The organism is Nostoc sp. NMS4, assembly GCF_017115095.1.
GTDB lineage: Bacteria > Cyanobacteriota > Cyanobacteriia > Cyanobacteriales > Nostocaceae > Nostoc.
Genome location: NZ_JABXKI010000082.1, coordinates 1 through 18409, shown reverse-complemented (window position 1 = coordinate 18409; position 18409 = coordinate 1). Strand labels below are relative to the sequence as shown.

General features: G+C 40.1%; 16 protein-coding genes and 3 pseudogenes. 10 read left to right on the top strand and 9 right to left on the bottom strand.

Features of this window, described 5'->3' with window-relative positions; translation table 11 throughout:
- Positions 1 to 227: 227 nt before the first annotated feature.
- Positions 228 to 1502, bottom strand: a complete 1275-nt coding sequence (metK, locus tag HWQ37_RS05195; protein ID WP_292744601.1) for a methionine adenosyltransferase — start codon at positions 1500 to 1502, stop codon at positions 228 to 230.
- A 264-nt stretch (positions 1503 to 1766) separates the two neighbouring features.
- Entirely contained in the window at positions 1767 to 2771 is a 1005-nt protein-coding gene (locus HWQ37_RS05190) for a phosphoribulokinase (RefSeq protein WP_292744599.1), read from the bottom strand.
- A gap of 2420 nt (positions 2772 to 5191) precedes the next feature.
- Here HWQ37_RS05190 and petH point away from each other — a divergent pair.
- Together petH and HWQ37_RS05180 are read left to right on the top strand one after the other, a co-directional pair.
- Positions 5192 to 6538, top strand: coding sequence for a ferredoxin--NADP reductase (gene petH / locus HWQ37_RS05185; protein ID WP_292744603.1), 1347 nt, complete (start codon positions 5192 to 5194; stop codon positions 6536 to 6538).
- Positions 6539 to 6770: 232 nt separating this feature from the next.
- Positions 6771 to 8057: a homoserine dehydrogenase gene (locus HWQ37_RS05180; RefSeq protein WP_292744597.1), complete on the top strand. Its 1287-nt coding sequence runs from the start codon at positions 6771 to 6773 to the stop codon at positions 8055 to 8057.
- A 237-nt stretch (positions 8058 to 8294) separates the two neighbouring features.
- Here the strand turns inward: HWQ37_RS05180 and HWQ37_RS05175 are convergent.
- Positions 8295 to 8651 (bottom strand): annotated as a pseudogene (locus tag HWQ37_RS05175) (transposase); the annotation flags it as partial.
- 551 nt (positions 8652 to 9202) lie between these two features.
- Between HWQ37_RS05175 and HWQ37_RS05170 the strand changes: the two are divergent.
- Positions 9203 to 9964, top strand: coding sequence for an acetoacetate decarboxylase family protein (locus HWQ37_RS05170; RefSeq protein WP_292744595.1), 762 nt, complete (start codon positions 9203 to 9205; stop codon positions 9962 to 9964).
- A 408-nt stretch (positions 9965 to 10372) separates the two neighbouring features.
- On the top strand, positions 10373 to 10819 hold the full coding sequence (locus HWQ37_RS05165; RefSeq protein WP_292744593.1) for an acyl-CoA thioesterase: 447 nt from the start codon (positions 10373 to 10375) through the stop codon (positions 10817 to 10819).
- Here HWQ37_RS05165 and HWQ37_RS05160 read toward each other — a convergent pair.
- The 3 genes from HWQ37_RS05160 to menA form a co-directional block, all read right to left on the bottom strand.
- Positions 10812 to 12230 carry a 2-succinylbenzoate--CoA ligase gene (locus tag HWQ37_RS05160; protein WP_292744591.1) on the bottom strand — a complete coding sequence of 473 codons (1419 nt, stop codon included), beginning with the start codon at positions 12228 to 12230 and terminating at the stop codon, positions 10812 to 10814. The genes HWQ37_RS05165 and HWQ37_RS05160 overlap by 8 nt on opposite strands.
- Entirely contained in the window at positions 12215 to 13237 is a 1023-nt protein-coding gene (locus HWQ37_RS05155; RefSeq protein ID WP_292744589.1) for an o-succinylbenzoate synthase, read from the bottom strand. The genes HWQ37_RS05160 and HWQ37_RS05155 overlap by 16 nt, the downstream gene beginning before the upstream one ends.
- Before the next feature lie 227 nt (positions 13238 to 13464).
- Positions 13465 to 14361 (bottom strand): 2-carboxy-1,4-naphthoquinone phytyltransferase, encoded by an 897-nt coding sequence (gene menA, locus HWQ37_RS05150; protein ID WP_292744587.1) that lies wholly within the window; start codon positions 14359 to 14361, stop codon positions 13465 to 13467.
- Positions 14362 to 14672: 311 nt separating this feature from the next.
- On the opposite strand from menA, the gene HWQ37_RS05145 reads away from it, so the two are divergent.
- The 4 genes and pseudogenes from HWQ37_RS05145 to HWQ37_RS05130 form a co-directional block, all read left to right on the top strand.
- Complete coding sequence (locus tag HWQ37_RS05145) at positions 14673 to 16088, top strand: isochorismate synthase (RefSeq protein WP_292744585.1); 1416 nt, start codon at positions 14673 to 14675, stop codon at positions 16086 to 16088.
- 19 nt (positions 16089 to 16107) lie between these two features.
- On the top strand, positions 16108 to 16524 hold the full coding sequence (locus HWQ37_RS05140; protein ID WP_292744583.1) for an element excision factor XisH family protein: 417 nt from the start codon (positions 16108 to 16110) through the stop codon (positions 16522 to 16524).
- A complete protein-coding gene (locus tag HWQ37_RS05135; RefSeq protein ID WP_292744581.1) occupies positions 16512 to 16847 on the top strand; it encodes a XisI protein in 336 nt (111 codons plus the stop codon). The genes HWQ37_RS05140 and HWQ37_RS05135 overlap by 13 nt, the downstream gene beginning before the upstream one ends.
- 2 nt (positions 16848 to 16849) lie before the next feature.
- Positions 16850 to 16957: pseudogene (locus tag HWQ37_RS05130) on the top strand (chorismate-binding protein); the annotation flags it as partial.
- Between the two features lie 45 nt (positions 16958 to 17002).
- Here the strand turns inward: HWQ37_RS05130 and HWQ37_RS05125 are convergent.
- Entirely contained in the window at positions 17003 to 17173 is a 171-nt protein-coding gene (locus tag HWQ37_RS05125) for a hypothetical protein (protein WP_292744605.1), read from the bottom strand.
- On the opposite strand from HWQ37_RS05125, the pseudogene HWQ37_RS05120 reads away from it, so the two are divergent.
- Positions 17118 to 17240 (top strand): annotated as a pseudogene (locus tag HWQ37_RS05120) (chorismate-binding protein); the annotation flags it as partial. The gene HWQ37_RS05125 and the pseudogene HWQ37_RS05120 sit on opposite strands and share 56 nt — an antisense overlap.
- Positions 17241 to 17260: 20 nt before the next feature.
- Here HWQ37_RS05120 and HWQ37_RS05115 read toward each other — a convergent pair.
- On the bottom strand, positions 17261 to 17530 hold the full coding sequence (locus HWQ37_RS05115) for a BrnA antitoxin family protein (RefSeq protein ID WP_292744575.1): 270 nt from the start codon (positions 17528 to 17530) through the stop codon (positions 17261 to 17263).
- On the bottom strand, positions 17493 to 17771 hold the full coding sequence (locus tag HWQ37_RS05110) for a BrnT family toxin (RefSeq protein ID WP_292744573.1): 279 nt from the start codon (positions 17769 to 17771) through the stop codon (positions 17493 to 17495). Before HWQ37_RS05110 ends, HWQ37_RS05115 begins: the two co-directional genes overlap by 38 nt.
- A gap of 41 nt (positions 17772 to 17812) precedes the next feature.
- On the opposite strand from HWQ37_RS05110, the gene HWQ37_RS05105 reads away from it, so the two are divergent.
- Positions 17813 to 18337, top strand: a complete 525-nt coding sequence (locus HWQ37_RS05105) for a GNAT family N-acetyltransferase (protein WP_292744571.1) — start codon at positions 17813 to 17815, stop codon at positions 18335 to 18337.
- The last annotated feature ends 72 nt before the right edge of the window (positions 18338 to 18409 follow it).

Here is an 18409-nt window from a genome sequence, read left to right as displayed (position 1 = left end):
AGCTATCAGTATTTTAGCGATCGCTCTTTGGGGAAAAACTTTTTGGTTTACTGATTGACAAAAATCTTTGCAACAGATGAATCTGCTGTCGGGGCGTTTAGCTTGACAAAGTAGTAGTTTTACTTTTGGATATTCAGGTCGTTACTAAAAAATAAGAGTATTGGTAACTTATCAAGTTGCCAATACCCTAAAGTAGATAAACTAAGTTTTTGTAGTAGCCTATAAGTCTAAGTTACTGCCTGAGCAACTACTGCCGAAAGAGACTCATTTGCTGCTTGCTTCAACAATTCGGCTTTATCGGTCTGTTCCCAAGGCAAGTCTAAATCAGCCCGCCCAAAATGACCGTAAGCCGCGACGTCCTGATAAAAACGTCCGCCTCGTTCACTTGGTAAGTTGCGTAAGTTGAAGGTATGGATAATCCCTGCTGGACGGAGTTCAAAGTGCTTGTTAATTAATTCCAGTAAGGTTTCTTCATCCACTTTGCCAGTACCAAAGGTATCCACTAGGATACTTGTTGGTCGCGCGACACCAATAGCATAAGATAACTGGATTTCAACTTTTTCTGCCAACCCAGCAGCGACAATATTTTTCGCCACATAGCGAGCCGCATAAGCAGCAGAACGGTCTACCTTTGTGGGGTCTTTGCCAGAAAAAGCACCGCCACCATGTCGTGAATAACCACCGTAGGTGTCAACAATTATTTTCCGTCCTGTCAGACCAGAGTCTCCTTGAGGGCCACCAACGACAAATTTACCAGTGGGGTTGACTAAAAAACGTGTTTCCTGATTAGGCTTAACTTCAATGTCGCCAAAAACAGGTTCAACCACAGATGACCAGAGGTCTTGTTTAATTTTGGCTTGTACCGCCGCCTCATCCGTAATTTCCCCAATACTGGCTGTATGCTGGGTGGAAATTAGAATCGTATCAATACCTACGGGACGACCATCTTCGTAAACCACAGTTACTTGAGTTTTACCATCAGGACGGAGGTATGACAATTCACCTGTTTTGCGGACTGCTGCTAATCGGCGAGCAATGCGGTGGGCGAGACTGATGGGTAAGGGCATCAATTCTGGTGTTTCGTTGCTAGCAAAACCAAACATTATACCTTGATCGCCCGCACCAATTTTGTCGAATAGCTCATCACTATCTTGCTGGCGGGTTTCTTGAGCGGTGTTAACGCCTTGGGCAATATCGGGTGATTGTTCGTCTAAAGCCAGCAAAACGCTGGTGCTGTTAGCAGAAAAGCCATTGTCGGCATTGGTATAACCAATTTCGGCAATTTTTTTCCGAGCGAGATTGACAAAATTTACATTAGCTTTGGTGGTTATTTCACCAGTGATTAACACCAAACCAGTATTAACTACTACTTCAGCAGCGACACGACTGCTAGGATCTTGTGTCAGTAGGGCATCCAGAATGGTATCAGAAATCTGATCGCAGATTTTATCTGGATGACCTTCGGTGACTGACTCGGAGGTAAATAAATATCGACGAGACAAAGGAAATTCCTCCTGACTTGAGTTTTTTTTGCTAACTAAATGTGGTATTTAGTTCAGCTAGCTAATTTATGAAATCATAACAATATTTATACTTCAGTCGTTAGTATCTTCTTCATATTGATAAAAACCACTAACGATAAGGTAGATATCCGTAAATAAGATAAATATATGCTAATTATTTTCTAGTTCAAACGTATTTAATAACACAAAAAAAGGGGGACACCCGGAAGCGCCCCCACAAACTTTGACATAAACACTGCTGCTTTAAACCTGAACCGCTAACTTTGCTTCTTTAGCTGTCAACCGCTCATAAGCAGCACGCATTTTCAAACCTGTAAGCACTTGGAAGAAACCAGTTCCATTATTGGAACCTGGATACTCGCGGTGCTGGAGTAACAAGTGAGTCAATTCACCCTGATATTTTGTGGATGTATTGCTGAGATGGGTTTCGATGTAAATGACTTCTTCCAAGTTGTCAAATTGACCATCTACCTCTAAGACTGAGACATAGCGACCATAGTAAACATCTGAACCGTAGTACAGTTGCATACCAGGATAAGAACAGGTCAGCTTGCGTCCACAAGGAGTCCAATTAATTGTTGACCCTTCATCAAACAGGTAGGTAGGATCGAAGCCTTCCTTACCTTCCCTTTGAAGCATACGCACCCGTAGGACTCTACGTTCGGTGTCGTTTTTGATCAAGTTTGTGGGCAATACCTGGAGAACCACATCAGCAAATTCTCTTTGTGGTTCGATAAATTTATCAAAGTCTGGTTTGCGGGAATTAATTTGTGCTAACACATCTTCGTAGCGATGACCGCGTTCAGCCATATCTCGCTGGATTTTCCAGGCAATTTTGACCTCATCGCTAATGTCAAAATAAACACTGAAGTCGATTAGCGATCGCACCCGCTCATCATATAAAGGATGCAGCCCTTCAACAACTATAATGCGATTCGGCTCGATTCGCTCTGGCGGATCAATTAAGCCGGTTTCGTGGTTGTAAATCGGCTTATCAATCCCTTGACCACTTTTTAGCGCTTTAATTTGCTCATACATCAGGTCAAAATTATTCGCTCTGGGGTCTAGTGCCGTTATCCCAGTTTCTTTACGCTGTTTGCGATCCAAGGAGTGATAATCATCCAAGCAGATGACTGTCATCAAATCTTCACCAAACAAATCGATCAAACGACGCAAAAACGTAGATTTCCCACACCCAGAGTCTCCGGCTACTCCAATCAGTACCACGCGTTCCGGCTTATTTGTCATAAATCTCCTCTAAAATACTAAAATTGTCTCAATATTTTTTCACACAGCAGATTCTGAAGCCAGGAGTTTACCGGTTTGGTTTATCCTGTGTTCTTGCTACCTAGCACATCTATAAGACACCAAGCGGGTAGAAAACAAATTAATTAAGTTGCTACTCGTCGGACTAGCCTGAATGTTGGTGCCGGTAAGTATTTAATCCTAGTGGTATATTTGATTTTAACAGAAGGGGGTATCCCATACAAGATTGCTGTCAAGAAGAATTAGCCTGGTTCATTAATCATTTTTTGTTAATTTACTTATTAATTTAAAAACGGGGATCAGCCGCGCGCATCAGCGTTGCAACTTTATCAGACTACTACTTGTGACTCTATATAATCAAGACTATAAGGTATAATTTGCTATTGCCGCAAAACTGCTGTAAATTTTCTAATGTTCCTAAATTGTAATTCCTGCTCGACAATACCTACATATATTCAAAGCAAAAATCTATCCAACGAATGAGCAAACAACTTGCATTAGTCAAATTATTGGCTGTAAATTACCTACACTGAGCTTGCCTTACAGTGTAGGCTTCCCAATTTATAGGGGATTACCTCTGCCGTCAGAGATTTTTTACGTCCTGATGACTTTGACTTTGGCATACCCTGCAAGGGCAGAAGTACTAGTTCTTAACGCCTATACAACTCTTAGAGAGACTATATACACCACCGGCTCCACTCAGTACAAGTAATCGCAATTCTTAATTTCTAATAATTCTCGCAGTATTGATGTCTACTATCATGCTGTCTCTGGCAATGGGGACAATCTACAAATCTTACAGCCAGTGAATCATAACCATTCTGTAGCATCGGGATTGGTTGTGGGGTCTCGCTACAAAGTTGAGATGATGTGAATAAACGACGTATTTATTGATAGGTATTTCCAAATTTATCCGCTTTGTATTTAAGCATAATTAAAAACATCCTCCAATCTTTGTTAAGATATAGCCTTTACCAAAGTAGGGTTTTTAACCATGTTTTTTACAAACATATCTTCTACACAAATAAATTGGTTTTCCTATGCTATTTGGCGAGATAGCTTGTGCAGAAAATTAACTCTTACATTTAGAAAAATAGCTCGATATTTTGGCTATTATTTAGTTTAGCTTTGCGACGTTTATTAGACGTTTTATCGGTCTTTTTAGCTAACTTCTTTCTTCTTTTGTTTGCGTTTTATATTCTTTTCTAAAGAAGCTAATTGTTTTTTTGGAAAGGTTGTACTTTTATCCGTCGGAGGTTATAGCAAAGTTTTCTAATCCCAAATCTATACTAATAGGCATCTCTTATTGCTACTACTACAGCACGGCGTAAATAAACCACCCATTCCAGATTAACGAAACGCTTACGCTGTATTCATTTTGAATTTTGAATTTTGAATTCCGCCTTGCGGTACTAGTGGTTTATCGTCCTGTTAAAAACAATAGAAGCTTAGTATCTACCGTCAGCGTTTCTTGAATATTGTTACAGTTGTGAATTTTGCATCGGATAGCTCTTGATGAAACACGGCTTGAATTATCCCCAAGTTACCTATGAAACTATAATTACAGAGTCTTTTGATATTAATTTAACGTTTTGAGGATATTTATATTATAGGACTAGTACCGCTTCGCGTAATTCGTAATTCGTAATTCGTAATTACCATTACGTAAGGGTTTTAGACATTTCAAATAGGTGGCTCATTTCCGCCGACCTGTACTAGTATTTGATTTTTGAAATGCACGTAGTAGACTGTCTACGCAAAATAGTGCATTAGACTTCTGACGTAGGTAGGTTGGGTGGAGCGCAACCCAACATATATCAGGATGTTGGCTTTGGCAAAGCTCCACCCAACCTACAATTTTTTTGCAACATTTTACCCTAGATAGTCCATTACTTGACTACCGAGATTTTTTCAGAAATCAAATATGATTCCTATATTGAATTGATTATTTACCATGCTTGCACTTGAGAGCAGCAAATTTAGCACGTCCCTCAAAAAAAGTTGACAAACGCACTTACTTAAAAGATTGAAGGTTACTCGCTGCAACACTTGGGCTACAATACTTGGATATTAATGGTAACACAAGAAACTAGATTTGTGTTAACCTTGTGAGAAGCTATGCCCCTGATGGGGGTGGTAGTTAACGAAAAAAAGATTAAATTGACTCATTATTAACATTCTCCACAAGACTTATCATTTACCTTAGAAGATGAACAGGTGTGTTTTTTGCTATGCCTGCATGTCTGTGGTGAGTGTACTTAGCAAGGCATTAATTTAATGATGCCGTTTTTCCTTGAGAGCCAGTTTTGTGAAACGAAAATCCGGTAAACTAAAACTGGCAAGGTAGGGGAATAGTTTTTTTTTGAAAAACGGTTAAGTAAATTATCGGAGTGGTAGAACGAATGTACAATCAAGGTGCTGTTGAGGGTGCTGCCAACATAGAATTAGGTAGCCGCGTCTTCGTTTATGAAGTAGTGGGTTTGCGTCAGAGCGAAGAAACCGATCAAACTAACTACCCAATTCGGAAAAGTGGCAGTGTGTTCATCAGAGTGCCTTACAACCGCATGAATCAAGAAATGCGACGTATCACTCGTCTAGGCGGCACAATTGTTAGCATCCAGCCTGTAACTGCTCTAGAGCCAGTTAATGGTAAAGCTTCACTTGGGAATGCTACAAGCGTTGTCAGCGAGTTAGCTACAACTGGGGAAACTGCTAACAGTGAAGGGAATGGTAAAGCCACACCTGTAAATGCTCATAGTGAAACCAAAGGTTTTGCTAAACCACCAGCTGAAGAACAGCTCAAGAACAAGGACAAGAAAGGCAACACCATGACTCAAGCGAAAGCCAAAAAAGACCAAGGTGACGTTCCGGTTAATACTTATCGTCCCAATGCTCCGTTTATTGGCAAGGTAATATCTAATGAACCGCTAGTCAAAGAAGGCGGTATTGGTATTGTTCAACACCTTAAATTTGACCTATCTGGCAGTGATTTAAAGTATATAGAAGGTCAGAGTATTGGGATTATTCCACCAGGATTAGACAAGAACGGTAAACCGGAAAAACTGAGACTGTATTCTATCGCCTCAACTCGTCATGGCGATGATGTGGATGATAAGACAGTATCACTGTGCGTCCGCCAGTTGGAATACAAGCACCCAGAAACTAGCGAAACAGTCTACGGTGTTTGCTCTACACACCTGTGTTTCCTCAAGCCAGGGGAAGAGGTAAAAATTACCGGGCCGGTGGGTAAGGAAATGTTGTTACCCCAAGACCCCGATGCTAATGTCATCATGATGGCAACCGGAACTGGTATTGCCCCCATGCGAGCTTATCTCTGGCGTCAGTTTAAAGATACAGAAAAAGCAGCTAACCCAGAATACCAATTTAAAGGATTCTCTTGGCTAATATTTGGTGTTCCAACAACTCCAAACCTTTTATATAAGGAAGAACTGGAAGAAATTCAACAAAAATATCCTGAAAACTTCCGCCTTACTCCTGCCATCAGCCGCGAACAAAAAAATCCCCAAGGCGGTAGAATGTATATTCAAGACCGCGTAGCGGAACATGCCGATGAATTGTGGCAGTTGATTAAAAATGAAAAAACCCACACCTACATCTGCGGTTTGCGGGGTATGGAAGAAGGTATTGATGCAGCCTTAACTACTGCTGCTGCTAAGGAAGGCGTAACCTGGAGTGATTACCAGAAGCAACTCAAGAAAGCTCATCGCTGGCACGTAGAAACTTATTAAGTTGGTCATTAGTCATTAGTCATTGGTCATTAGTTTTAGACAAAGGACGAAGGACGAAGGACAAATGACAAAGTTATGAATTAGTAGGGTGGGCTATGCTCACCCTACAATTGTTTTGTTATGAATATTGTAAATAGCTGAGGAAAGAGTTCTCAGTTCTGAGTGGTCAAGTACTAAGTACTGATAACTACTCAGCACTCAGCACTCAGCACTTAAAAGGGGTGTAAAAATTGTGGGTGTGAAAGTAGGAATATTGGGATTAGGCACCGTGGGAACGGGAACAGTGCAGTTGTTACAAGATAGCGCTGGCCGTCACCCATTGTTGCAAGAGATAGAAATCTATCGGGTGGGAGTGCGATCGCTAGATAAACCCCGTGCAGTAGAATTATCTACAGAAGTCTTAACTACAGATTTAGAGTCTATTGTCAACGATCCGGCAGTAGATATAGTTGTTGAGGTGATGGGCGGACTGGAGCCAGCGCGATCGCTTATTCTCAAAGCTTTGAGTAATGGTAAGCACGTAGTAACAGCCAATAAAGCAGCGATCGCTCGCTTTGGGGCGGAAATTTTCACAACTGCCAATCAAGCCGGCGTATATGTCATGTTAGAAGCTGCTGTGGGTGGTGGAATTCCCGTGATTCAACCCCTAAAGCAGTCTTTAAGTGTTAACCGTATTCACACCATAACAGGTATCGTGAACGGTACAACAAACTACATCTTGACGCGGATGCAAACCGAAGGTAGCAACTTCAACGATGTTTTAGCTGATGCCCAGCGCTTGGGTTATGCTGAGGCTGACCCCACAGCTGATGTGGATGGCTTAGACGCAGCCGATAAAATTGCGATTTTGGCATCATTGGGTTTCGATGGACGCATCAACTTACAAGATGTCTACACTGAGGGGATTCGGCAAGTCAGCAAGACAGATATTGCTTACGCCGAAAAATTGGGATTTGTGATTAAATTGTTAGCGATCGCTAAACGTGATACTCCATCATGCCCCCTTTCCGTCAGAGTTCATCCTACCTTAGTACCTCAAGCCCACCCTTTGGCTAGCATCAACGGCGTTTACAACGCCATTCTTGTGGAAGGAGAACCCATCGGGCAAGTAATGTTTTTCGGACCCGGTGCTGGTGCTGGTGCAACCGCCAGTGCTGTGACATCGGATATTTTGAATTTAGTTGCTGTCATCAAAACGAATACAGCAGTTACAAATCCCTTATTAGCTTGTGGACATCAAGAATATTGCCAAATTGCGCCAATGGCAGAGTTGATAACTCGCTTTTACGCCCGTTTCCTCACCAATGACCAACCTGGAGTTATCGGTAAATTGGGTACTTGCTTTGGTAACTATGGCGTTAGCTTAGAGTCAATTGTCCAAACTGGCTTTCAAGGTGAACTAGCAGAGATTGTGGTTGTTACCCATGATGTGCCAGAAGGCAACTTTCGGCAAGCTTTGGCAGAAATTCGGAATTTGTCAGCGATCGAAAGCATTCCTAGCTTACTGCGTGTGCTTTGAGATTTGGTTTAGCGATCGCCAAGAATTGAAGCGCCAGTAGAGCCGCTAATTTCAAACTAAGCGCACTCTTGAGTTGAACATAATTAGCGCTCTTTTATGTCTGTGGTGAGAGAAAAATGCTGTGATTTGCTGAGATTCTTGAAATTCCTTGAAGGCTGTGAACAATACAGGCGTTCTATGTCGGAAATATTGGGATTATTCAAATATATCTGTGAAAAAACCAAGGCATGGCATAGATTAGAGGTAACATGATTTAGCCATGCGTAATCGAAAATTACTAAAGTTACGAAAGCCATACTCAAGTCTTTTAATTAACTTGAGTTTATTATTAATTCCTTCTACAGTACCACTTGTAGTTCTGCCGTCAAAATAACCTACTATTTCCCCAAACCATCTTACCATTGTACCTAGACTTTTGGGAAAATATGAACAGGCATCATACATCCAATCTAATAATTTTATTATGCTATCTCCCCAAGATTTAGTTGTTTCAAGTTTTTGGTCTTTGAGTTCTCGCGCAATGGTTAAAACTTGCTCCAATATTTGTATTGCCTGTTGGTGTTTTTGTTGCTGTGTCAGTTTTATCCCTTGCTCTAACAGTTTTTCTGCTTCTTGCGATCGCAGGTTTTGAGTCTGTCCCCAGGTGGGTTGAGCCATCAACATTACTGTTACAGGCGTTAAACAAACACCCACAGCTAAAAAACTGGTGATAATTTTTTTCATAAAATAGCGCAGAGGTAGGTGTTTTTAATTAGGTCTTAACAGAAGCTGTCACTACCAGCATCCTGATGTTTGTAAGGAATATTGCAATGTTTTGTATTAATATCGTGATGTTTGTAAGGAATGTTGCAATGTTTCGTATTAATATTGCAATGTTTGTAAGGAATGTCGCAATGTTCCGTATTAATATCGTGATGTTTGTAAGGAATGTTGCAATGTTTCGTATTAATATCGCAATGTTTGTAAGGAATGTTGCAATGTTTCTTATTAATATTGTGTTTGCCTCGTTCCCAGCCTGGAGGCTGGGAATGTATTACGAGAGGCTCCGCCTCTCATTAAGCCACTGGAGGCGGAGCCTCCCAGGATCGGTTCCCAGCCTGGAGGCTGGAATTTTTCAATGTTAAATAGGTAGGAACAAAAAAGATATGCAGAATACAGATTTCTTCCAACAAATTAAGCAAGTAGAAATCCCTTGGGGAAGCACAAAAATTTTCCTACCAGTCTTTTATTATGATGTTGCTACCCTTTCTGTGCAATTTCTAGCTTCGATTAAAAAGGTTAGTCAATTTTTGCCTTCCAGGAGGATGCACCCGTTTCGAGTTACACCGTGGCATTGTGTTGTCTCTATCTCAGCGTTTGAGTATCGAGATAGTGATATTGGAGCTTACAATGAAGTATCAATTGCAGTGCCAGTGATATTAGATGGATCGTCTCCCTTATTTATTGGCACTCGACATAAAGTCCCACAAGTCTATATCCATCATCTACCAGTAACAACAGAAATCGCGCGGGATTTAGGTGTAGAGTTCGCAGGTTATCCCAAGTTTCTAGCAAATATTGATTTTGAGAGAGATGGGAAGTGGGTTAGGTGTCATCTAAAACAAGCAAATCAGTCTATTTTTACCCTGACTGCTCAAGAGGGAACCCTTCAAAACGTTCCTCGCTCGCGGATGCAACCTATTACCGTCAGGTCTGGGTATCTGCTTCGTTGTGAATTGATTGTCAGTGAACGGCAGCAAATGAGTCATCAAGGAGCTTCTGGAGTAAGTCTTGAACTAGGAGAACATTCTATTGCCGAGGAATTAAAACAGTGGAAATTGGGTAAGATTATAGGTTATCAGTATGCGCCACAACATCAAGCTATTTTAACACCAGTGATTGAAAGTTTTTCAGTAGTAAGAGACTAGTTAGTGTCAGCAGATACAAACTCTATATTTGTTTTACAGACGCTAATACGTGTGTGATTTGAACTATATTTTGACCAAACAGACACGACATGCTTCACAATCGATTAGGACAACATAGGGAGCAATGCGATTTTGTTAGGTGCTTAAAATTCGGGTACTAAATCACCAATTTAATACTGCGATCGCAAATTATTCTTATAATGAGAATTGCTGTTGGGAAGGGGTGATTCAAGGATTTTTGCAAGAGGTCTAATGTTTGCTCCTTTAATGACTTCGAGATTTTGCCATTGGAATCAATGTAGAAGCGATCGCTTTTCCTTACTCTATATTCAACCCCAAAGCATTGGATGAGACTAAACATCTCGATACAAACTCAGAATTGGGAAAATTAAATTTTTTTTGTCAAAAATGCCTTTTACTTATAACCGCACGGTTCGCTTTCAAGATACTGATGCTGCTGGAGTAGTTTATTTTGCTAATGTTTTGAGTATTTGCCATGAAGCTTATGAAGAATCTCTAGAAGTATCAAGTATTAATCTAAAAGATTTTTTTATTAATCCATCTGTGGCTTTTCCAATTGTGCATACTAGTGTGGATTTTTTACGCCCTATGTTTGTAGGAGATAAGTTGCTGATTAGCTTAATTCCTCAAAAAATAGGTGTTGAAAAGTTTGAAATTACTTACGAGATTACAGTGTCTGATGTGGTAGTTGCTAAAGCTATTACTAGGCACGTTTGTATTGATGCAAGTAGTAGAATTAAGCAGGAATTACCTGATGATATTATTCAGTGGTTGGAAACGAACCGCAGAGGCGCGGAGGGCGCAGAGAGAAGAAAGTTGAGAGAGGTTATGTAATGGAATTTTGGAGGAATTCTGTGGCTATTTGCTGTAACTTTTGGCGGTTAATTTTACCTTGAGTGTTGCGGGGTAAGTTTTGCTGAGGAATCCAATATTTAGGAATTTTAAATTTGCTGAGTTTGTCTTTCAGTAGGGTTTGAATTTTTGAAGCAGAGGTATTTGATTGTTTGGGAATGTAAATCGCTGTTAATACTTGTCCCCAGTGTTTATCTGGGATGCCGATGACACAAATATCGGCAACCATTTGAGTTGATAGGATAGCTGATTCAATTTCTGCGGGATAAATATTTTCCCCACCTGTAATAATTTTGTCGCTGTTACGTCCGACAATATTTAAATGACCTTCATCGTCTAAAAAGCCTAAATCATCTATTTGGAAATTAGTTTGATTTTCTCTATTTATCGGATAGTAACCAAGGGCTAAAGATTGAGCATCAATACTGATATTTCCAATTTTATTTGAATTTAAAATCTCGCCTTGCTGATTGCGAATAGTTACTTTTGCATGGGGAAGAATTTGACCACTGCTAATTTTACCGCCAAGGAAATCATCTGGTTTGAGGGTAGCAATTTGAGAAGCGGTTTCTGTCATGCCATAGGTAAGTGCTAATCGGATACGATGAAATCTAGCTTTTTGTAATAGTTCGTTCCATGCTGGCGCACCTCCCAAAAGTACAGTATTAAATTGAGATAACCATTCAGTTAATTCGGGATTTTCTAGAATACGTTGTAACTGCGTTGGTACTAAAGATATAAAAAACTCTGATTGTTGAATATTTAATATTTCACCAGATTCTACGGCTTTAAATTTTTGAATAGCTAGTTTACCTGCGGTAGTGAAAGAGCGCAGAAATTGCATTAAACCACTAACGTGATATGGCGGTAACACGCAAAAGGAATTAACTTGCTTTAGTTGAAAGTATTCTGTAAATCCTTGTACCGATGCTATAAGAGTTTCCCAAGTGTGAATGGCAAATTTAATCTGTCCCGATGAACCACCTGTGGGAATCATTATGAGTGCTGAGTGCTGAGTGCTGAGTGGGGAAGTGGGGAAGTGGGGAAGTGGGGAAGTGGGGGAGTGGGGAAGTGGGGGAGTGGGGAAGTGGGGGAGTTCTCCCAAAATAATATCTGGTTTTACTAAATCAATGACTTGTTGCCATTCTTCTGTTCCCCAGTCGGGGTTACAAAGAAAAACTGGACAATTCGCTGCACAAGCGGCAATAAAACTTGCTAGAAATTGTATTGGTTCGCGTTCAGCTAAGATAATTTTTGGTGGTGTTTCACACACTGACAATTGTGTTAGTTCTAAATATAATTCTTGAGCTATTTGATTAAATTGATGCTTGTTGTAACCGATAAGCCAATCATTTTGAGATAGTTTATTTAGACAGTCTAAAGGTCGTTCCATAAACTTTGAAACCAGGTTTCTTCTTGTTCAAAAAAATGGTCGATACCAAAACCAATTGCCCTGTTGTTTTGGGATAATTCGGCTGCTAGCTGGAGTGCTGCAAGTCTTGCGATCGCAGTTTCAAATACTGATGAAAATACAGTATCAATTTTATGCTGTTGGCAAAACTTTCTCAGACGAGATGGCGATCCCACTATCCCAGGTTTAATCACAAAAATCCCTCGCCAACCTTGTTGATAACAGGCGGCGAGTTGCCCAAGTGTGGCAACAGATTCATCTAAAGCGATCGCAGTTTCATAACTCGGACTCAATTCCAACATCTGCTGAAATTGTCCAACGGGTAATGGTTGTTCGATAAATTCAATTATTACGGGTAATTCTCCATTTACCTTGAGATTGTCGCAAGTCCGCAGCCATAAGTTAGCTTCTTCATAACTCAGTCCACCGTTGGCATCTAATCGCAGTTTCGTAAAGGCTGGTAAAGTGTGTATGAGTGACTTAAAAATTTCTAATTCATCAGCGATCGCATACACACCAATTTTCCACTTAAACGTGCGATATCCCTGTTCCCATAGAGTTTCCCATTGATTTAAAGCCGCTTCCCCAGATGGTAATAAGGCGCTGTAGAGGAGTGAAGAGTGAGGAGTTAGGAGTGAAAAGTTAGGAGTGATAAAATTACCTCCCTCATCTCCCTCATCCCCCCCACTCCCCCACTCCCACGCAGACTCAAAGCCAAATTGACAAGCAGGTAACTCATCTGAAATGGAAAAAATCGTTTCTTCTGTAATTTCTGCTGGGAGTTGATGACAAAAATCTAAGGCTTGTTCTAGGGTTTCGGAACCGAACCAGCTAATGGGGGCAATTTCTCCCCAGCCGACTTTACCTGATTCATCGGTAAGACGGAGGATAATACCTTCACGAATATCCCAATTACCATGATTAGTGGTAAGCGATCGCAAAAATCTTCGCCGATAAGGACGAAATTCAAATCTATAGTCATTTGTCATTTGTCATTTATCATTCTCCCTCTGCCCAATGCCCAATGGCACTAAGAAAAGCCCAAAGACTTATATAGCCTCGTTCCCAGCCTGGAGGCTGGGAACGAATTCCGAGAGGCTCTGCCTCTTATCAAGAAAGAGGAGGCGGAGCCTCTGGGAATGGGTTCCCAGCCTAGAGGTTGGGAACCAGTTGGGGCAATGGCTGTATCTTAACTTAGTGGCATTCGCCCAATGCCCTAAATCATAAATCCCAAACCAAACAGCAAGCAAGCCCAGAAATGTACAGCTACAGCGATGAATTTACAGTTACTAACTTTGTCAGGCTGGTTGTGATTTTCTTGGACGTGACGGCATAATTTGACAGCAAAGGGTAAACTCACCCAACTTAATAACGTCCAAGCTGGAGAAATCCCCAATAGCACAAACAGCAAGGTGAGAGGATAAATACTAGCGGTGAACCAAACTAGGAGTTTAGCCCCTTTTTGGGTTCCGAGACGGACAATAGGCGATCGCTTACCTGCGGCTATGTCATCCTTAACTTGGTGAAAGTGTGAGCAAAACAAAATTAAGGTTGTGGCAATCCCAACAATCACTGAGGCTGCTAAACTTGTCATTGACCAAGTTTGGGTTTGGCTGTAATAGGCTGCCTCCACTGCTAAGGGGCCAAAGGCAAAAAAGCAAATAATCTCGCCTAAACCCTGATATCCTAAGCGAAAGGGAGGCCCTTGATACGTATAACCTAAACCGCAGCATAGTAAAATTATACCGATCACAGTTAGGTCATGTTGCCAAAAGGCGATCGCTAGTATGCCCAGCAACCCCAAACTTAAACACAAATTTCCGATCCAAAATATTAATGGCTTATTGCCTGTTAAGTTCACCAGAGAATGGTGCTTATTTTGATCGATACCTGTTTCGGAATCAAATACATCATTACTGATATTTTCCCAGGCAAGAATTAAAATTGCCGCAGCTACAAAAGTAGAAAATACTACACCATTAAAAATTTTAGTTTCGGAAAATGCTACTGCTGTTCCTACCCAAATGGGCATAATGGCAACGCTATACATTGGCGGTTTAATCGCTGCCATCCATAACTTAGTGTTGGGATATAAAATTTGCTTGGTAGTCATCAGCTGTGATTAATTAAATTACCCGAATATTACTCACACTTGAGATTTTATAATTTAAAGAGACATTAGATATGGGTGATATATAAACAACTGTCACTTTTACTATGGCTTGTTAACCTTATGTTGTTAATACTCACCCTCACCCTTGCAGTTTCAGGCTAAAACTGGCTGATCATGGTCTGGGAATACCACGAATAAGGCAAACCCTACGCTGGTGAAATAGCAACTTAATATGTTACCTGTAGAAATACGACCACGATTAATTACACTTTAGGAAGTTAACTTAAAAAAAATTTACTATCGTTAAATCCATGACAGTTTCACCATGTCGTAGCAACTTCTTTGTAAAGCACAAAGATTTATATCAATTTCTGGTAGCAGTGCAAGAAAAGTGCGTCAAAAATAATTGTAAACAAATTGTCAGTATCTCCCAAGAAATTGATTTAGTTGACCCTTTACTTGTATTGGATAAACTTACACAAGCAAATGAAATAAATTTTTACTTTGAGGATAGAGGTAAAGGAGAAGCGATCGCAGCAATTGATTCTGTAGCAAAATTACAGATTGATGGTGCAGATCGTTTTGCTCAAGCTGAATATTTTATCAAATCTTGTCTAAAAAATATAATTAATTTTGGTAACGCAAATCAACCTTTTTCTGGTCCTCACTTTTTTTGTTATTTCAGTTTTTTTGATAAAAACACTCAAGTAGATTATCCATTTCCATCGGCTACCATTTTTCTTCCACGTTGGCAAGTAGCCGTAAAAAATCAGCGTTGCATATTAGTAACAAATACAATTATCAATGCAAATATAAATATTGAAAGATTGTTGGAGAATCTGCAAAACAAAATTGAATTTATCCAATCTTTAGAAAATTACTCTAATAATATTGATTATTTCCCAGCAAACTTATATAAAAAATCTGTCATTAATCCTACTCAGTTTAAACGTTCAGTAGTATCTGTTTTGGAGAAAATTCGCTCTAATCATTTAAGCAAGATTGTATTAGCAGATATATTAGATGTAAAATCAAGCAACCACTTTGACTTAGTTAAATCCTTAAATAATCTTAGACAAAATCATCCTAACTGTTATATTTTCTCTACAAGTAATGGCAAAGGTCAAAATTTTATTGGTGCAAGTCCAGAAAGATTAATTAGTATTAATAATGAACAGTTAATCACTGACGCTTTAGCTGGTTCTGCACCAAGAGGTAAAACTCCTGCTGAAGATGCAGCTAATGCCAATCGCTTACTAAATAGTGAAAAAGAAAAGCATGAACATTCCCTAGTGCTTGATTTCATTACACAACGCCTATATCAGCTAGGTTTATTACCCCAAATATTAGCACCCCGGCTGCGACAATTATCTAACATCCAGCATTTATGGACACCAATAAGTGCTAGAGTTCCTGCTAACATACACCCATTAAAGATTGTCGCCCAATTGCATCCTACACCAGCCGTTGCCGGTGCAGCACGAGATTTAGCTTGTGCCGAAATTCGCCGTTATGAAAGCTTTGAAAGAGGTTTGTATGCTGCACCTCTAGGGTGGATAGATTCTCAGGGAAACTGCGAGTTTATTGTCGGAATTCGTTCAGCATTAATTGATGGCGATCGCGCGAGATTGTATGCTGGTGCTGGTATCGTCGCCGGCTCCGATCCTGACAAGGAATTTGCAGAGGTACAGCTTAAACTTCAGGCGTTACTTAAAGCATTAGTTTAAAGTTAATTACTAATTTTGTATGCCAGCTAAAGATATTTACCACGATTCTGTTAGAAATGCCCTTGAAAAAGAGAGTTGGCATATTACCAACGATCCATTTATATTAAGATGGGGTGCAAGAGATTTATATATTGATTTAGGCGCTCAAAAGCTAATAGCAGCAGAAAAAAGCGGACATAAAATAGCAGTAGAAGTTAAAAGCTTTATTGGTGCTTCTCCAGTAACCGATTTAGAAAAGGCTCTGGGACAATATATTTTATACTACGATATTCTAAGTCGCTTAGAACCAGACCGCCGCTTGTATCTTGCTATTCGTCAACAAACATACTCAGAATTGTTTCAAGAACCAATTGGTAAGATATTGATAGAAAATCAGCGTCTTTGTTTACTCGTCTTTGATTCAGAAACAGAGGTGATTATAGAATGGATACCTTAGATAATTATCGCAAAATAATTGAAAAAATATTAGCCGAATATGCCCAACTTCCCTATGCTCATGGAAAACTAGAAAGACAGCTAATTATTGATGAAAATGCAAACCATTACCTACTACTCACACTTGGGTGGGAAAACCAACAACGTGTACATGGGTGTCTTGTCCACATTGATATTATCAACGATAAAATTTGGATTCAAAGAGATGGCACTGAAGATGGTATTGCTAACGAATTCATCAGTGTCGGCATTCCTAAAGATCGTATCGTTCTAGCCTTTCAACCTGCCGAAGTAAGAAAGTATACTGATTTTGCTGTTACATAAATTTGAAATCTGGCGATCGCGCGAGATTGTATGCTGGTGCTGGTATCGTTGCTGGATCTGATCCTGATAAAGAATTTGCAGAGGTACAGCTTAAACTTCAGGCGTTCTAAGTCTAGCGATGATGGGGCTAGAGTTATCTTTTGTTAGGCTGTGTTTTATTCAGGCTGGAACCATTCTAGGTGCGATTTGGGGCGGAGTCCGTAGTTTAAGGTATTATGAAACACGTAGTAAACGTACCTGAGCGATCGCATTTTTACCTTTAAATCTAGCGATCGCGCAAGATTGTATGCTGGTGGTGGTATCGTTGCGGGATCTGATCCTGACAAAGAGTTTGCAGAGGTGCAACTTAAGCTTCAAGCGTTACATAAAGTAACTAAAATGCGGAGATTGTAGGGCAATTTTCACATTTTTACTCATTTGTCACGACTATTTTCAATGTGTTGACGCAAGACAGAATTGATGAGTGTTTTGTATTCGACACTCTGGGATTGAAACCAAGCTATCACATCTGGGTCGATCTGAATTAAGTTCCGTGCTTGAGTTGCTGGTAATCTCAAAATTGCCTTCTCGAAAAACTCATCGTTTAACGACGGAATATCAGAATAATCAATGTCCTCATCTGACATCGATTCCAATGCTTCCCAATTAGTCTGTGAGATATTGTTCAAATCGTTGGCGCTCATATCGATTTGCCCTTCGTGCTGAAATAATTCGGATGACATCACTTTGCCGTTCTGTCCAGATGACGACTGCTACGCCGTTACCTAGAAAACCGATACCTAGCCAGCGTTCTTCACCATAATCAAAACGGTTATCTAGCTCAATTAGCATTGTACTATCAAACATTTTAGGGACATCGGCAAAGTCAATCTTATGTTTGCGGATGTTTTCGAGATTCTTCGCGTCATCCCATTCAAACTGCATGAAAGTTCAAAGAAAACTAATTTGGCTGATATCTATCTATTATGGCGCATCTAATCGAAGTGGTAAAAGCTATTCAACAACAAAAGTTAGTGTTGTCTAATTTAATGGAACTATACCAGTATGATTTGAGTGATATAGAAGCCAAAGATGTAGATGAGTGCGGTTTGTTTGGCTATCGATATCTTGATTACTATTGGACAGAACCTGAGCGACACCCATTTCTGGTTACAGTTGATGAAAAACTGGCAGGGTTTGTACTTGTTAATCAGCATACCTACCTTTATCAAGATAACAATGCTATGTCTATTGCCGAGTTCTTTATTCTCAAGAAATATCGAAATCAGGGTATTGGTGAACAGGTAGCTACTCAAATTTTTGACCAGTTTCCCGGTCATTGGGAAGTACGTCAGACTGCTTTAAACTTAGGCGCACAAGCTTTTTGGAGCAAGGTAATTAATCAATACACTAATGGGGCTTTTAACGAGGTTTTCTTAAATGATGATCGATGGCATGGCCAAATTAAAACTTTTGACAACTCAGATAAATTATTAAGGAACATGGATTAAATAAGATGCAAAACTTTATCCTGTCTCTAGCTTCCCTCTCCTTTATAAGGAGAGGGATTGAGGGTGAGGTAA

Coding starts and splice junctions, on each gene's coding strand:
- HWQ37_RS05190 (WP_292744599.1), bottom strand. CDS start 2,771: ATGACAAATAAGCCGGAACGCGTGGTACTGATTGGAGTAGCCGGAGAC.
- HWQ37_RS05135 (WP_292744581.1), top strand. CDS start 16,512: ATGGATACCTTAGATAATTATCGCAAAATAATTGAAAAAATATTAGCC.
- menA (WP_292744587.1), bottom strand. CDS start 14,361: ATGACTACCAAGCAAATTTTATATCCCAACACTAAGTTATGGATGGCA.
- HWQ37_RS05165 (WP_292744593.1), top strand. CDS start 10,373: ATGCCTTTTACTTATAACCGCACGGTTCGCTTTCAAGATACTGATGCT.
- HWQ37_RS05155 (WP_292744589.1), bottom strand. CDS start 13,237: ATGACAAATGACTATAGATTTGAATTTCGTCCTTATCGGCGAAGATTT.
- HWQ37_RS05110 (WP_292744573.1), bottom strand. CDS start 17,771: ATGCAGTTTGAATGGGATGACGCGAAGAATCTCGAAAACATCCGCAAA.
- HWQ37_RS05160 (WP_292744591.1), bottom strand. CDS start 12,230: ATGGAACGACCTTTAGACTGTCTAAATAAACTATCTCAAAATGATTGG.
- HWQ37_RS05145 (WP_292744585.1), top strand. CDS start 14,673: ATGACAGTTTCACCATGTCGTAGCAACTTCTTTGTAAAGCACAAAGAT.
- HWQ37_RS05170 (WP_292744595.1), top strand. CDS start 9,203: ATGCAGAATACAGATTTCTTCCAACAAATTAAGCAAGTAGAAATCCCT.
- HWQ37_RS05140 (WP_292744583.1), top strand. CDS start 16,108: ATGCCAGCTAAAGATATTTACCACGATTCTGTTAGAAATGCCCTTGAA.
- petH (WP_292744603.1), top strand. CDS start 5,192: ATGTACAATCAAGGTGCTGTTGAGGGTGCTGCCAACATAGAATTAGGT.
- HWQ37_RS05105 (WP_292744571.1), top strand. CDS start 17,813: ATGGCGCATCTAATCGAAGTGGTAAAAGCTATTCAACAACAAAAGTTA.
- HWQ37_RS05115 (WP_292744575.1), bottom strand. CDS start 17,530: ATGAGCGCCAACGATTTGAACAATATCTCACAGACTAATTGGGAAGCA.